Genomic DNA, 15760 nt, shown 5'->3' with positions numbered 1-15760 from the left:
CGTGTCATGTCAACGCCGACGATCGACTCACGTCGGGCAAGTTCTCTGTGTAGCAAGGACATATCTCACGACCGCAAGGAGCCTTGCTCCATAATTTGTACGATGATACGGTCCCGGAGACGGCGTCGGCGCGGTCTGCGTGACGCCCCTCTCGCCCGCTCGTCAGCAGATTCCCGCAGCTGATGGGCTCAGACACACGGAGCACATCCCATGGTGAGTCAGCCTCAATCCCCTACCTCACTGATCGACTCGGAGTCCTTGGTCGCCCAGGTCCTCCCCGATGACGCCGGCACCGCGACCCTTGTCGGCCGCCTCCTCGACCCCGCGGTCGGACCGTGTGTGGTCGCGGTCCGCGGCGACGAACTGATCGACATCACCCACCTCGCGCCGACCACGGCCGACCTGTTCGACAATCCGGATCGGGTCGCGGTGGTCTGTGCCGCCGACGGTGATCGCCGCTGGCGGCTGGCCGACGTGCTGCGGGCCAGCTTCGACCCTGCTGGGGACGATCGGCAGCCTCGTCTGCTGGCGCCGATCGATGTCCAGGTCCTCAAGGCCGCCGGAGTCACCTTCGCCCGCAGCATGATCGAGCGGGTGATCGAGGAACGGTCGGCCGGAGACCCGGACCGTGCCGCCGAGGTCCGCCGCCAGGTCGCCGACGTGGTCGGCGAGAACATCTCCGTCGAACCCGGCACGCCGCAGGCCGAGAAGGCCAAGCAGGTGTTGATCTCCGAGGGCCTGTGGTCGCAGTATCTCGAGGTCGGGATCGGGCCGGACCCGGAGATCTTCACCAAAGCTCCGGTGCTGTCCGCGGTCGGCGTCGGCGCGGCGATCGGTATTCTGGCCCGATCCACCTGGAACAACCCGGAGCCCGAGATGGTGTTGATCAACACCTCTGCCGGCGAGCCCGTCGGAGCCACCCTGGGCAACGACGTCAACCTGCGTGACTTCGAGGGCCGCAGCGCATTGCTGCTGGCCGAGGCCAAGGACAACAACGCCAGTTGCGCCATCGGCCCCTTCGTCCGACTCTTCGACGACTCCTTCGGCTACGACGATGCGGCCACCATCGATGTGACGCTGCGGATCAGCGGACCGGACGGGTTCCGGTTGGAAGGCATCAACCCGGTCAGTGAGATCTCCCGGGATCCCCGAACCCTGGTCGCGCACGCCTACGGCGATCACCACCAGTACCCCGACGGATTCGTCCTCTTCACCGGCACCATGTTTGCTCCGACCGAGGACCGTGACCATCCGGGACAGGGCTTCACCCACAAGGTCGGCGACGAGGTCAGCATCTCCTCGCCACGGTTGGGCAGCTTGATCAACATCGTCCAGACCGCCGAAGCAGCACCGGACTGGACCGTCGGCGTCCGATCCCTGATGCGCAATCTCGCCGGCCGCGGACTGCTCGCCACCGGCTCTGCCCAGCCGTCATGACCCGCCGGATCGTGGTCACCGATCACGCCTTCGGCAACGTCGACGCCGAGCGGGCCGTGGCTGCCGAGATCGGCGCCAGCTTTGCCGTGCATCAATGCCGGACCGAGGCCGAGACGATCACGGCCGTCCGTGGCGCGGACGCCGTGCTGGTCAACTTCGCGCCGATGACGGCGGCCGCGTTGCAGGCTCTCGCCCCGGCGGCCATCGTGGTCCGCTACGGCATCGGCTACGACAACGTCGACGTCGACGCGGCCCGCGCAGCCGGAATCGCGGTCGCCAACGTTCCCGACTACGGCAGCGAAACCGTCGCCGACCACGCCGTCGCGGCACTCCTGTCGCTGCTGCGCCGGCTACCCGTCTACGACGGACTGATCCGGGACCAGGGCTGGTGCCAGCCGCCGGACGTCGGCCCGCTACCGGCCCTGGCCGATACAACGGTCGGGCTGATCGGGACCGGCCGGATCGGGCTCGCGGTGGCGCGCCGTCTGCAGGCCTTCGGGACCAGAGTTCTGGCCCACGACCCGTACGCCGATCCTCGGATCGACGAGGTCGTCACCCGGGTCGAGCTGGACGACCTGCTCACGACCAGCGACGCGATCTCGTTGCACTGCCCGCTGGTGCCCGAGACCGCGCACCTGATCGATCACCGGGCCCTCGGCAGACTCCGACCGGGAGCGGTCCTGGTCAACACCTCCCGTGGTGGGCTGGTCGATACGGCCGCGCTGACCGACGCCTTGTCCGACGGCCGGCTCGCCGGTGCCGCACTGGACGTGTTCGAGCCCGAACCGCTGCCGGCCGACAGCCCGCTGCGGACCCAGGCCGGGGTCATTCTCACCCCGCATGCCGCCTTCTACTCCACCGCCTCGGTCCGGGCCCTGCAGCAGCTGGCCGCCGACGAGGTCCGGCGTGCATTGACCGGCGCCGAACTCCGCAGCAGGGTCGCTTGAGACGATGATCCACAACGACCTGCCGCACCAAGATCCCGACAGCAAGATCATTCCGACCGGAGAACAGCGATGAACAAGCCCAACAACGGGACGGTCCGCAACTGGATCAACGGGGTGTGGACCGACCATGCCGGTCCGACCATCGACGTGATCAATCCGGCCACCGGACAGGTGGTGACCAGCCAACCCGACAGCTCCGCCGAGCAGGTCGACAGTGCCGTGAGCGCGGCACGGTCTGCCTTCAGCTCCTGGCGCACCGTCAACCCGTCGGTCCGAGCGCAACACCTGCACGCGATCGCCGATCAGGTCGCCCTGCGGATCGACGAACTGGCGACGGCGGTCACCATCGAGATGGGCAAGCCGCTGGACGAGGCGCGCGGAGAGGCCCGCAAGCTGGTTGCCGCCCTGCACTTCTACGCCGAGGAGGCGACCCGACTCCGCGGGTCGATCGTGCCGAACGCCGACGACGGCTTCTCCAGCCTCGTCGAGTACGAGCCGATCGGCGTTGTGGCCGCGATCGCGCCGTGGAACTATCCGCTGGAGTTGATCGGCTGGAAGCTCGGCGCCGGGCTGGCCGCCGGCTGCACGATGGTGATCAAGCCGTCGGAGTACAGCCCCGGCTCCGGACTGTTGCTGGCCGAGTGCGTCGCCGCCACCGAGCTCCCGGCCGGCGTGGTCAACATGATCACCGGAGCCGGACAGACCGGGCAGGCACTCACCCAGCACGGCGACATCGACAAGATCGCCTTCACCGGGTCGGGCGCCACCGGCGCCGCGATCGCGCGCGGGGTGGCCAAGGCGACGTCGCTGTCGATGGAACTCGGTGGCAGCTGCCCGCTGATCGTCACCGAGACCGCCGACCTCACCGAGGCCGTCCGCGGGACGCTTCGGCGGGCCTTCCGCAATGCCGGCCAGATCTGCATCTCGATCAACCGCGGGTACGTGCACACCGACGTCTACGACGACTACCTGGCGGCCCTCGCCGAAGGCGCCACTCGGCTCGTGGTTGCCGATGGGTTGCAGACGCCCAACGCCGACGTCGGGCCGGTGGTGAACCAGGAGATCTTCGACCGGACCACGGCGCACATCGCCGACGCTGTCCAGCGGGGCGCCCGGGTGATCGCCGGCGGCGGACCGATCTCCGACCTGGCCCCCGGTCTCTTCCTGCAACCGACCGTCCTGGCCGACACCGACCAGGACATGTTGATCATGCACGAAGAGACCTTCGGTCCGGTGATCGGCATCGCCCGCTACACCGATCTGGACGAGGCGATCTCTCAGGCCAACAGCACCTCAGCAGGTCTGGCGGCGTACGGATTCTGCCGCGATCTCGGCCAGACGTTCACCCTCAGCAAGCAGCTGGACTTCGGCAACGTCGCGATCAACAACGTCGACGCCGGCATCATCAACGCGCCGTACGGTGGCCGCAAGGGCAGCGGCTTCGGTGTCGAGCACGGCCGCGAAGCCATCGACGGATACCTGCACGTCAAACACACCCGGATCCGGCACGGCGCCTGACGCGTGGAGGGGAATCGCACCATGTGGATGGGTATCGATGCGGGCACCTCGGCGTGCAAGGTCGTGGTGATCAGCGAGGACGGACGGGTCGTCGCCGAGGCGACCCGGGACTATCCCCTGCAGGTCCCCCGGCCGGGTTGGGCCGAGCAGGACCCGGAGGACTGGTGGCAGGCGACCGACGCCGCAGTCAGCGACGTCGTCGGACGCGTCGATCCGCAGCGGATCGCGGGCATCGGCCTGTGCGGGCAGATGCACGGCCTGACCGCGCTCGACGAGCACGGCGAGGTGTTGATCCCGGCGATCCTGTGGAACGACCAACGCTGTGCCACCGAGTGCGACGAGATCGTCACTGCAGCCGGCGGGCTGGCTGCCCTGTTGCAGCTGACCGACAACCAGATGCTGCCCGGCTACACGGCCGGCAAGATCAGCTGGATGCGGAAGCATCGACCCGCGGAGTTCGCCCGACTGCGAACAGTGCTGAACCCGAAGGATTTTCTGCGGTTCAAGATCACCGGCGACCGCTGCACCGACGTATCCGACGCCTCCGGTACCGGGCTGTTCGACGTCCGCCGACGCCGCTGGTCGACCGAGCTGATGCGGCTGATCGACCTCGATCCCGACCTGTTCCCCAGGGTGGTCGAGTCGACCGAGATCACCGGCACGATCCTCCCCGAACTCGCCCGGCGATGGGGGCTGGCCGCCGACACCCCGGTCGTCGGCGGCGGAGGCGACTCCGTCCTGCAGACCACCTCGATGGGCATCGTCGGACCGGGCGTGCAGGGCGTCACGCTGGGCACCGCCGGACTGGTCGGCGCCGCCGACACCCGCTGCCCGGACAATCCCGACGGCCGGCTGCAGATCTCCTGCGGCAACGCTCCGGGCCGCTGGCATGTGATGGGCGTGTCGCTGAACGCCGGCGGCAGCTACGCCTGGCTCCGCTCGGTCCTCGGCGAACTCGCCGATGGGCTGGACTTCACCGCCCTGAACAGGGCTGCCGACGCCGCACCCGTGGGATCGGAGGGGCTGCTGTTCCTGCCGTACCTGTCCGGCGAGCGAGCACCGCACATCGCACCGACCGCCCGCGGCGGCTGGATCGGTCTGACCGGACGGCACCGCAGTGATCATCTGATCCGCAGCGTGCTGGAGGGAGTGTTGCTCAATCTGCGCCAGATCGGATCCATGGTGACCGCCGCCGTCGGCGCACCGGAGCGGATCCTGGTGTCCGGCGGAGCCACCGGCGGCCGGCTCTGGCTGCAGCTGCTGGCCGACGTGCTCGGACAGCCGGTGCGCTCGGTCAGCGGCGCCGAGCAGGGCGGCGCCTTCGGTGCCGCGTTGCTGGCCGGCGTCGGCACCGGTGCCTGGCCCGAACTGGACCGGGCCCTGGCCGTCGTCACCGAGCAGGATCCGGTGCGACCGAACACCGAGGCGTCCACGATCTACGACCGTCTCTCCGAGGTCTACCAGCGGCTCTTCCCTGCCCTGGAAGGAACCTTCGACACCCTGGCCGGGCTCGAGTTGCCGACGGCCGGCTCGGTCAGTGCCGCCGCGGCCGACGATGATCGGCCCGTACGCACCGTGATCTTCGATCTGGACGGAACGCTGGTCGATACCGCTGCCGACATCGCCCGGGCGGTCAACGTCGTCCTCGCCGAACACGGCCGCCCCGCCCAGGACCCGCGATTCGTCGAGGGGTTCACCGGTCACGGACCGACCGGTCTGATCTCGGGTGTCTACCGGGCGATCGGACTGCAGGTCGACGACGACCGGTTGACCCGCGACGTAGAGACCTATCTGCGGGCCGCCCGGACGAGCCCGGTGCAGGAGTCCCGACTCTTTGCCGACGCGGCGGAATCCCTGCAGGCGTTGGCCGATCGGGGAATTGCGATCGGCATCTGCACCAACAAGACCGAGGACATGGCCCGTCGGGTCCTGACCGCGCTCGGCGTCGACCGGTTCGTCGGTGCGATTGTCGGCGCCGACACGCTCGACCAGCACAAGCCCGATCCCGAGCACCTGTTGGAGACGATCCGCCGGCTCGGCGGTGATCGGTCGACCTCGCTGTACGTCGGCGACAGCGCGGTCGATCTGCAGACCGGCGACCGGGCCGAGGTCAGCACCTGGCTGGTGGACTGGTCCCGGATCGACGATCCGGACCGGCGCCGGATCGCCACCTTCGCCGAGGTCGTCGCAGCGACCGACATGATCAGCTCGACCCCGATCCCAGCAGCAATCTCACCCACCGCACAAGGAGTTGTCCGATGATCGAATCCTCTCTGACCGACGGTCTGACCGGTCAGGACCTGGCCAAACAGACCTCAGGACTGCGGGCGGCCCATGATCTTTGTCAGGACGGGATGAAGCTGGGGCTGGGTTCGGGCACCACGTCGCACTTCTTCGTCCGTGCCTTGGCCGAGCGGGTCCGCAACGGCTTGGACATCGTCGGGGTGCCGACCTCGACCGCAACGCGCGATCTCGCACGCGAGCTCGACGTTCCACTGGCCGACCTGAACGATCTGGTCGAGCTGGACCTGACCGTCGACGGCCCCGACGAAATCGCACCGGACGGTTCGATGATCAAGGGGGCGGTGCCTGCCTGTTGTGGGAGAAGGTGGTCGCCCGAGCCTCGAAGACGGTGATGATCGTCGCCGACGACAGCAAGCTCGTCCCCCAGCTGGGCGCCTTCCCGCTGCCGATCGAGGTGCTGCCGTTCGGCTGGCGGAGCAGTCGGAAGTTGATCATCGAACTGCTGTCCGACCACGGTCACGCCGGCGCCGACCCGCAGCAGCGGATCCGCAACGACGAGGTGGTGATCACCGACAGCGGCAACTACATCCTGGACGTCCGACTCGGCTCGGTCACCGACCAGGCCACCCTGGCGGTCGAGTTGAACACCATTCCCGGTGTTGTCGAGAACGGCTTCTTCGTCGGCATCGCCGACGGGGTGGTGATCGGCCGGCCCGATGGTTCGTCGGAGATCAGGGAGATCGATTCGCCAGCATCCCAGACATCCGCATCCCAGACAGCAGTCTGACCCGATCGGTACCGCAGTCCGATGGCCTGCCTTGTCGGACTGCCTACTCTGGTGATCATGCCGCTGAGCCGACGATCCCTGCTGAGGTTGGGCGTCGGCACGGCAACCGGGCTCGCGGCGGCTGGCGTCGCCGGATGTGCACCGGGGACCGACGAGCCGACCCCGGACCCGACCTGCGTGTCCCGTAGCAGCCTGAGCGGGCACCGGTCGCTGGGCGACGCCGACCTGATCTACGACATCAGCCAGAACCGGAACACCTTCTGGTTCGACGACGGCTTCTACGGTCAGCTGGGCCGCTGGCTCGACGACTACCGCGAGCTCACCGGCGCTGCGAAACCCGACCAGGTGTGGACCTACGGATCCTGGTTGGACGGCGGACCGGATTGTGATTCCTGGCATGACGCCGGCCGCGCGTTCGATCTGTCCCGGCTGGTCCGCAACGGCGAGGTCCAGGTGTCGGCCCGCTATGACATCTGGAAGGACTACGCCGAGGACCGGCGGCGGCGTTTCCGGACCCGCTACTGGGCGTTGGCCGCCAGCCTGCACCTGCACTTCGCCTACGTGCTGACCTATCTGTACAACCCGACCCACCACAATCACATCCACATCGACAACGGTCGGTCGGGTGAGCAACTGTCGACCTTCAGCACTCGCTCGACGGCACAGGTCCAGGCCGTCCAGGGGATGCTCAATCACATCTGGGATCGGCCGGTCGAGATCACCGGTGACTTCGACCGAGCAACGGCGAAGGCGGCGCGCAGCGTGCTCGAGCAGACCGGAACCGACGGCGGTCTGGACGACGGTGTCGATCAGTGGCGCGCCTTCCTGCGAGCAACCGCCGCTCGCAGGATCAAGCGCCACTGACCGCCCAGTGCCGGATGGCGTCGATCCGCTGCTGGAGTTGATCTTCGCTGGCGACCGCCGACGGCGGGCCGCCGCACTCCGACACCAGCGCGGCATGGATCACCCCGTGCGGCTTGCTGGTCCGGTGATGCCAGGCCGCCACCAGGCCGTTCAGTTCCTTGCGCAGCTCACGGAGCCGCTGGTGGGTGCTGTGCGAAGCCGGTGGCTCGGCACCACCGCGCTCGACCTGCGAGGCCTGATGCCGACGCAGCAGATCCTTGACCTGGTCGGCCTCCAACAGCCCGGGGATGCCGAGGTAGTCCAACTCGTCCTGACTGCCGGAGTAGGCCGCCATCCCGAATTCGCCACCGTCGAACACCACCCGGTCGAAGTCGGCGTCGCTGGCCAGCGCGGCGAACGAGTGCTCGCCGTCCAGGTCGGCGTCCTCCTCGGTCTGGGTCCGCTCGGCCTCGACCAGCAACTGGGTCTCGTCCTCGCTGCGCGGCTTCAGCGCGTGATCGCGTTCGACCTCCATGTCGGCGGCGAACCGCAACAGGTGCCCAGCGCTGGGCAGGAAGACCGACGCGGTCTCCCCCTTCGATCGGGCCCGGACGAACCGGCCGACGGCCTGGGCGAAGAACAGCGGTGTCGCCGTCATCGTCGCGTACACCCCGACCGCGAGCCGCGGCACGTCGACACCCTCCGACACCATCCGGACCGCCACCATCCAACGGTCGTCGCCCTCGGAGAACTTGGTGATCTTCTTGCCGGCCTTGGCCTCGTCGCTGAGCACCACCACCGGACGCTTACCGGTGATCGTCTTCAGGATGTCGGCGTAGGCCCGAGCGTGATTCTGATCGGTCGCGATCACCAGTCCGCCGGCGTCCGGAACATGCTGCCGGACCTCGGTCAGCCGATGGTCGGCGGCCTTCAGCACCACCGGGATCCAGGAGCCGGCCGGGTCCAGCGCGGTCCGCAGCGCCTGATTGGTGAGGTCCTTGGTCATCGGTTCGCCGAGCCGGGCGGCGACCTCGTCGCCGGCCTTGGTCCGCCAGTGCATGTCACCGGAGTAGGCCATGAAGAGCACCGGCCGGACGATCCCGTCCTCCAGAGCCGGGCCGTAGCCGTAGGCGTAGTCGGCCTTGGACCGCATCGCGCCGGTGCCGTCCGGTTCGTACCGGACGAACGGGATCGGATTGGCGTCGGAACGGAACGGTGTCCCGGTCAGCGCCAGCCGCCGGGCAGCCGGCTCGAACGCCTCCCGGACCGCCTCGCCCCAGCTCAACGCGTCGCCGGCGTGGTGCACCTCGTCCAGGATCACCAGGGTCTTGAAGCCCTCGACCCGGATCCGCAGCCCCAACGGGTTCGCCGCCACCCCGGCGTAGGTCAGCGCGATCCCCTTGAAATCCTTGCTGGTCTTGCCCTGTTTGCTGCCGAAATTCGGATCGATCGGGATGTTGATCTTGTCCGCGGCCTCGGCCCACTGGGTCTTCAGATGCTCGGTCGGTGCGACCACGACCACCCGGTCGATCTCCCGCCGGTCGAAGAGGTTGGCCGCCAGCGTCAACGCGAACGAGGTCTTCCCCGCACCCGGCGTCGCGACCGCCAGGAAGTCCTGCGGGTTGGTGTCGAAATACTGCGTCAGCGCCGCGGCCTGCCAGGCCCGCAGCTGCTTGACGGTGCCCCACGCCGCCCGATCCGGAAAGGCCGGCGGCAGCCCGGTCCGGGTGGTGATCTCGTTCCCTGAGGCATCGATCGGAGTCTCCGGCTCAGGTTGGGCTGTCACGCGTCAGAACTTTAGACGAGCACCCCGACAGGAACCGAACCCGACTCACCCTCACCGCGGATCAGTGCGGGAGCTTGCCGACCCGGAGCGAGGCGAGCACGCCGAGCAGTCCGACGAACGCCATCACCGCGAAGGCGATGCCGAAGGTGCCGGCCAGGTCGCCGCGACCGTGCAAGGCGCTGAACACGGACCCGCTGATCCCGACGAACACACTGGTGCCGAGCGCGTCGCCGAGGTTGAGCGACGACGCATTACGACCCTGCTCGGCGTCGCTGGACAACGCCATCGTCGCCACCGAACTGCTCGCCGTGCCGACCCCCATCCCGAACGCCGCGATGATCCAGCCGATCGCCACCAGCCCGACCCAACTGCCGGGCAGCAGCGCCATCACCGCGACCACCGCGACACCGAGGGTGACGCTGGCGACGCCGATGGTGATCATCCGGTCCCGACGGACCGTCATCCAGCGCTGGGACTGCACCCAGGCGCCGAACGACCAGCCGATCGACCCGACGGTCAGCGCCGCGCCGGCCAGGGTCAGACTGAGATGTCGCTCCTCGACCAGCATCAGCGGAATGAACGCCTCGGCGCCAAAGAAGGCGCCCGGCAGCATCATCCGGGTCAGCACCACCGCCGGCAGCCCGCGGCCGAGCCGGGTGAAGCCGGGCGGCATCAGCCGTGGCAGCGCGACCACCAGGCCGGCCAGACCGAGCACCCCCGGGATGACCGCGAGCAGGTCGAGGCGCTGGCCGGCGTACTGGATCAGGGCCGCCGACAGCGCCGCGACGGCGGCTCCCCAGATCGGCGCCGGATTGCTCGGCGCGGCGTTCTCGTCGCGGTCCGGCGACGGCGTCCGCAACAGCAGCCGCCAGGTCGGCGTCAGCAGGACCGCGCCGAACGCCAGTAGCGGCAGCACGGCGAAGAAGGCCCAATGCCAGCTGAAGGTCCGGGTGATCCAGGCCGCCGCCGACGGGCCGGCGATCCCGGGCAGCACCCAGGCCATCGAGATGTAGGTGAACATCCGCGGCCGCTGCTTGGCGTCGAACACCTGGGCGATACACACGTACGACGCCGTGTTCAGCGCACCGCCGCCGAGTCCCTGGACCAGCCGGCCGATGATCAGCATCGGCCAGCTGACCGCCGTACCGCCGATCACCAGGCCGGCGGCGAAGATCAGCATCCCGACGATCATCGGTTTGGCCGGGCCCACCCGGTCGCACAGCCGGCCGGCGACGACGGTGGAGAAGAGCATCCCGATGGTGAACAGCGAGAACGCCCAGGCGTAGGAGTCGATCCCGTTCAGGTCCTTGGCCGCGACCGGCATCGAGGTCGCCACCGCTGCCGCTTCGAACGCGATCCCGATGATCATCGCGCAGAGACCGATCGCCAACCCGGTCCGAGTCACCGTCGGACCGTCCCCCGGACTCGGTGTGTCGGTGCTGCCCGGGGTGGTCGACGGTTGGTTCACCGCCCTACTCCATCACCTCGACCCAGGTCGAGGTCAAGTGAGAATCTCGGGCAACACGGGCGTGGGCTTCCGGTTGGCCCGGCAGCGCATAAAGTGGGTCCCGTGAGTCAGCAACTGAGCCCGGGTGCGGAGACGATTGTCGACGAGCGCACCGAGACCGAGTACCGGTACGACGAGGGCGACGCTGAGCGGTTCAGTCACTATGTCCCCAAGGACAAGCTCACCGAGGCGATGGTGATGGGCACGCCGGTGGTCGCCCTCTGCGGCAAGGTGTGGGTGCCCAGCCGCGACCCGGAGAAGTTCCCGGTCTGCCCCGAGTGCAAGGAGATCTGGGACAGCCTGCGCCCCGGGGGCAAGAACGGCAAGGGCGGCGGCGACAACAGCGGCGGGGACGAGTAAGAGCGTCCCGAGCCCGTCGAAGGAACCCGAACTCGTCGGACCAGCCGAAGGACCCGAACGTGTCGAAGGGCTGGCTCGGTCGAAGGATCTGATCTGCCGGAGGATCTGATCCGTCGAGACACGCGAACTGGTGACCTGCTCGACGCCGGCATCGCTGCCGAGATGCCGCCGGCCGAAACCCGGCCGACTGTCCGGAAATCGCGGTCGGGTGCTGAGCTTGCCGAAGGGAGGTCGACGACAACCGCACGGTCGCCGCTTCACCCGGTTTTCGACAGACTCAGGGGCCGCGGTGCCGATCGACCGGTTCGGGGCGTTCACTCGTCCTGGTGCTTCAGTTCTTCCTGCTGCTGTTCCAGGCTGCTGACGATGTCCTCGGCGGGCACCGGGGCGAGCCGGTCCCAGAGCAGGAAGAGCAGTCCCGCGATCAGCATCGCGATCCCGGTCCAGATGTTGATCTGGATGCCGCCGGTCTTATCGCCATCGGTGCTGTGATTGACGATGCCGACGAGCAGCACGATGATCCCGTAGACGCCGAACAGGGCGCCCAGGATCCGGCGGAGGTCGAAGCGCCGAGTTGACCGGACGGCGTCCTCGGCGGCTTCCTGGCCGGTCAGATCAGGAACGTTCTTGCCCGACCCCTGATCGCGCGGGCCGTTGTTGCCGGCGCCCGGAGTGGTGTTGGCGTTGTTGTTCATGACGGTTCTCCTTGCTCAGCGTCAGAGGAAGGGCAGGTAGAGGGCGACGCAGAGCACCAGTGCCACGGTGCCGAGCAGGGCCGGGGATCGGTACCACTTGGTGTCGGTGGCCACCGCATCTCCGTGGATGTCGATCTTGCCGATGCCGTACACCAGGCCGGACAGTTCCTTCTCCGGCTTCGGCTTGGTGACCAGGCTGACCAGCACCCCGAAGACGATCACGGTGCCGAAGGAGATGATCGCGCCGTACAGAGTCTCCGCCGTCGCGGTGGCGAACAGATCCGGATTCAGCAGATAGGCGATCCAGACGATCGTCGGAGCGATGATGCCGAGCAGATAGCCGACCAATGCGGCCGGTGTCGTCATCCGCTTCCAGAGCAGACCGAGGATGAAGACCCCGAACAGCGGTGCATTGAAGAAGGAGAACAGGGTCTGCATGTAGGTCATGATGTTCTGTGCCTGCGCGGCCAGGAACGCGGTGCCGATGCCGACCAGGACACCGATGATGGTGACCATCCGGCCGATGTGCAGGTAGTGGCTGTCCGGCATCTTCGGCCGGATGTAGCGCTGCCAGATGTCGTAGGTGAAGACGGTGTTGAAGCTGGACACATTGGCCGCCATCCCGGCCATGAACGAGGCCAGCAGTCCGGTGACCGCTACACCGAGAACGCCGGACGGCAGATACATCTGGATCAGCTTCGGGATCGCGTCGTTGTAGTCCAACCCGGAATTGTTCGCGCCCGCCAATTGGTTGCCCAGCACCGCACCGGCGATCATGCCGGGAATCACCACGATGAACGGGATGAACAGCTTGGGGAATGCCGCGATCAACGGCGTCCGACGGGCCGCCGACATGTTCTTGGCCGAGAACGCCCGCTGCACCTCGGTGAAGTTGGTGGTCCAGTAACCGAAGCTGAGCACGAAGCCCAGACCGAGGACGATCGCCAGCCAGTTGGCGCCGATCGGGTTGGTCACGTCACCGATGCCGGTGCCGACCCAGGTGGACAGATGCTGCACCCCGGAGGTCTGCTCGACGGCCTTGGTCAGGCCGCCCCAGCCACCGACCCGATGCAGGCCGACGATGGTCAGCGGCACCAGTCCGGCGATGATCACGAAGAACTGCATCACCTCGTTGTAGATCGCGCTGGAGAGCCCGCCGAGGGTGATGTAGGCCAGCACGAAGCCCGCCGAGACGATGATCGCCACCCATTCCGGCCAGCCGAGCATCGCCTCGATCACGATCGCCATCGCGTACAGGTTGATGCCGGCGATCAGCACGTTGGACACCGAGAACGCGATCGAGTTGACGATGTGCGGGCTCTTACCGAAGCGGCGGAGCATGAACTCCGGGACGCTGCGGACCTTCGAGCCGTAATAGAACGGCATCATCACCAGTCCGAGGAACACCATCGCCGGGACGGCGCCGACCAGGTAATAGTGCAGCGTGGTGATACCCAACTGGGCGCCGTTGGCCGCCATGCCGATGATCTCGGTGGCGCCGAGGTTTGCCGAAACGAAGGCCAGACCGGTGATCCAGGCAGGCATCGAGCGACCGGACAGGAAGAAGTCCATGCTCGTCTTGACCCGTCTTCGCGCCGTGAACCCGATCCCGATCACGACACCGAAGTAGATGATAATCATCAGGTAATCGACCCAGGACAGGTCGAGTTGGATCCCTGTGGTCACGATGCGCCTTTCTGGTTGACCGGCCTTGGCCGTTCGTCCCGGGGGTGCTTTCGGCGCTGAATCTCGGTCCGAGGCGAAACCTGTTCAGCTTGCCACAGGACGGCGACCGGACGGAAGTCAGGCGGTCGCCAGACGGTGCAGGATCTGCTCGCCGTAGCGGGACAGCTTGGCGTCACCGACGCCGCCGACGGCGCCGAGTGCGGCCAGATCCTGCGGCCGATCGACCGCGATCTGCCGCAGCGTCGCGTCGTGGAAGATCACGTAGGCCGGGACACCCTGTTCCTTGGCCGTTTCGGCGCGCCACTGCCGCAGCGCCTCGAAGATCGGAACGGCGTCCGGCGGCAGATCGATCACGGCCTTGGCCTGCTTGGCCTTCTTCGTCGGCCGACGGCGTTCCGGGTCGCGGCGCAGCCGGACCTCACGCTTGTCGAACAACACCTGCCGGCTGCTCTCGGTGAGTCCCAGCGTCCCGTGATCGGACTCCACGGCGAGGAAGCCCTGGGCCAGCAGTTGCCTGATCACGGTCCGCCACTGGTTGGCGTCCAGATCGGCCCCGACGCCGAACACGCTGAGCTGCTGATGTCCGAACTGCTCGATCTTCGGGGTCAGCTTGCCGGTCAGGATGTCGGTGATGTGTCCGGCCCCGAAATGCTGGCGTCGTTCGGTGTGCAACCGGTAGACGCAGGACAGCATCTTCTGCGCCGCGATCGTGCCGTCCCAGGACTCCGCCGGGATCAGGCAGGTGTCGCAGTTGCCGCAGGCGCCCTGGGTCGACTCGCCGAAATAGCCCAACAGCTGTCCACGCCGGCACTGGATGGTCTCGCAGAGCGCCAGCATCGCATCCAGATGGGCGGCCTGCTGCCGTTTGTACTGCGCATCGCCGTCGCTGTTCATGATCAGCTTGCGCTGCTGGACCACGTCGGCCAACCCGTACGCCATCCACGCGGTGGACGGCAGCCCGTCCCGACCCGCACGCCCGGTCTCCTGGTAGTAGCCCTCGACCGACTTCGGCAGGTCGAGATGGGCGACGAAGCGGACGTCCGGCTTGTCGATCCCCATCCCGAAGGCGATCGTCGCGACCATGATCAGCCCCTCCTCGCGGAGGAACCGGGACTGGTGTTCGGCGCGGGTCGCCGCACCGAGTCCGGCGTGATACGGCAACGCCGCGATCCCTTGCTGGGAAAGGAATTGTGCGGTGTCCTCGACCGACGCCCGGGACAGGCAGTAGACGATGCCGGCATCCCCGGCGTGCTCGGTGTTGATCAGATCCAGCAACTGCCGTCGGGGGTTGTCCTTGCCTACGATGCGGTAGCTGATGTTGGGCCGGTCGAAGCTGGCGACGAAATGGCGGGCCTGGGTGAGGTCGAGCCGCTCGGCGATCTCGGCCCGGGTGGCCCGGGTGGCGGTCGCGGTCAACGCGATTCTGGGCACCTGCGGCCAGCGCTCGTGCAACTGCGACAGCGACAGGTAGTCGGGCCGGAAGTCGTGTCCCCATTGCGACACGCAGTGCGCCTCGTCGATCGCGAACAGCGCGATCCCGGTGTCGCCGGCCACCCGGTCCAGCAGTTCCAGGGTGGCCGGCACCCGGAGCCGTTCGGGTGCCAGGTAGAGCAGGTCGAGTTCGCCGGCCAGCAGCGCCTGTTCGGTGCCGCGGCGCTGCTCGAAATCCTGGGTCGAGTTCAGGAAGCCGGCCCGGACACCGAGGGCGCGCAGTGCGTCGACCTGATCCTGCATCAGCGCGATCAGCGGCGAGATGACCACCCCGACCCCGTCCCGGACCAGCGCCGGGATCTGGTAGCACAACGACTTGCCGCCGCCGGTCGGCATCAGCACCAGGGCGTCGCCGCCGGAACAGACCTGCTCCACGATCTCGGCCTGCGGGCCGCGGAAGGAGTCGTAGCCGAAGACCCGTTGCAGCACCTGCTCCGCCGACTGCCGTTCGCTCCCCAC

11 protein-coding genes and 1 pseudogene are annotated in these 15760 nt (G+C 67.8%); 7 read left to right on the top strand and 5 right to left on the bottom strand.

All coding sequences use genetic code 11. The annotated features are described in order from the left end of the window. Positions 1–210: 210 nt before the first annotated feature. The 6 genes and pseudogenes from BLU38_RS20515 to BLU38_RS20490 all read left to right on the top strand — a co-directional run bounded on the left by BLU38_RS20515 (position 211) and on the right by BLU38_RS20490 (position 7797). The gene (locus tag BLU38_RS20515; protein ID WP_091527282.1) at positions 211–1437 is read left to right on the top strand and encodes a fumarylacetoacetate hydrolase family protein; all 1227 of its coding nucleotides are present in this window, start codon (positions 211–213) and stop codon (positions 1435–1437) included. Then, on the top strand, positions 1434–2384 hold the full coding sequence (locus tag BLU38_RS20510; RefSeq protein ID WP_091527281.1) for a C-terminal binding protein: 951 nt from the start codon (positions 1434–1436) through the stop codon (positions 2382–2384). Before BLU38_RS20515 ends, BLU38_RS20510 begins: the two co-directional genes overlap by 4 nt. Before the next feature lie 69 nt (positions 2385–2453). Continuing rightward, a complete protein-coding gene (locus BLU38_RS20505; RefSeq protein WP_091527280.1) occupies positions 2454–3902 on the top strand; it encodes an aldehyde dehydrogenase family protein in 1449 nt (482 codons plus the stop codon). 21 nt (positions 3903–3923) lie between these two features. After that, positions 3924–6164: a xylulokinase gene (gene xylB, locus BLU38_RS20500; RefSeq protein ID WP_091527279.1), complete on the top strand. Its 2241-nt coding sequence runs from the start codon at positions 3924–3926 to the stop codon at positions 6162–6164. Then, a pseudogene (gene rpiA / locus BLU38_RS32395) lies at positions 6161–6933 on the top strand (ribose-5-phosphate isomerase RpiA). The gene xylB and the pseudogene rpiA overlap by 4 nt, the downstream one beginning before the upstream one ends. Before the next feature lie 57 nt (positions 6934–6990). Further along, a complete protein-coding gene (locus BLU38_RS20490) occupies positions 6991–7797 on the top strand; it encodes a hypothetical protein (protein WP_157683589.1) in 807 nt (268 codons plus the stop codon). Here BLU38_RS20490 and BLU38_RS20485 read toward each other — a convergent pair. Together BLU38_RS20485 and BLU38_RS20480 are read right to left on the bottom strand one after the other, a co-directional pair. Next, positions 7784–9493 carry a DEAD/DEAH box helicase gene (locus tag BLU38_RS20485; protein ID WP_231920423.1) on the bottom strand — a complete coding sequence of 570 codons (1710 nt, stop codon included), beginning with the start codon at positions 9491–9493 and terminating at the stop codon, positions 7784–7786. The two genes, BLU38_RS20490 and BLU38_RS20485, sit on opposite strands and share 14 nt — an antisense overlap. Positions 9494–9623: 130 nt before the next feature. Then, positions 9624–11030 carry an MFS transporter gene (locus BLU38_RS20480; RefSeq protein ID WP_091527276.1) on the bottom strand — a complete coding sequence of 469 codons (1407 nt, stop codon included), beginning with the start codon at positions 11028–11030 and terminating at the stop codon, positions 9624–9626. A 102-nt stretch (positions 11031–11132) separates the two neighbouring features. Here BLU38_RS20480 and BLU38_RS20475 point away from each other — a divergent pair, with 102 nt between their 5' ends. Beyond that, a complete protein-coding gene (locus tag BLU38_RS20475; protein ID WP_091527275.1) occupies positions 11133–11429 on the top strand; it encodes a DUF3039 domain-containing protein in 297 nt (98 codons plus the stop codon). A 314-nt stretch (positions 11430–11743) separates the two neighbouring features. Here BLU38_RS20475 and BLU38_RS31435 read toward each other — a convergent pair whose 3' ends face one another. From BLU38_RS31435 to recQ, 3 genes are all read right to left on the bottom strand, one after another. Beyond that, entirely contained in the window at positions 11744–12124 is a 381-nt protein-coding gene (locus tag BLU38_RS31435; RefSeq protein ID WP_197679797.1) for a hypothetical protein, read from the bottom strand. Between the two features lie 21 nt (positions 12125–12145). Further along, positions 12146–13765: a sodium:solute symporter family protein gene (locus BLU38_RS20465; protein ID WP_091532852.1), complete on the bottom strand. Its 1620-nt coding sequence runs from the start codon at positions 13763–13765 to the stop codon at positions 12146–12148. A 162-nt stretch (positions 13766–13927) separates the two neighbouring features. Beyond that, on the bottom strand, positions 13928–15760 hold the full coding sequence (recQ, locus tag BLU38_RS20460) for a DNA helicase RecQ (protein ID WP_231919956.1): 1833 nt from the start codon (positions 15758–15760) through the stop codon (positions 13928–13930).

It is taken from the genome of Microlunatus soli (assembly GCF_900105385.1).
In the GTDB taxonomy this organism is placed as follows: domain Bacteria; phylum Actinomycetota; class Actinomycetes; order Propionibacteriales; family Propionibacteriaceae; genus Microlunatus; species Microlunatus soli.
Note: the sequence above shows the minus strand (reverse complement) of the source record. Positions and strands in the feature narration are given on the sequence as shown.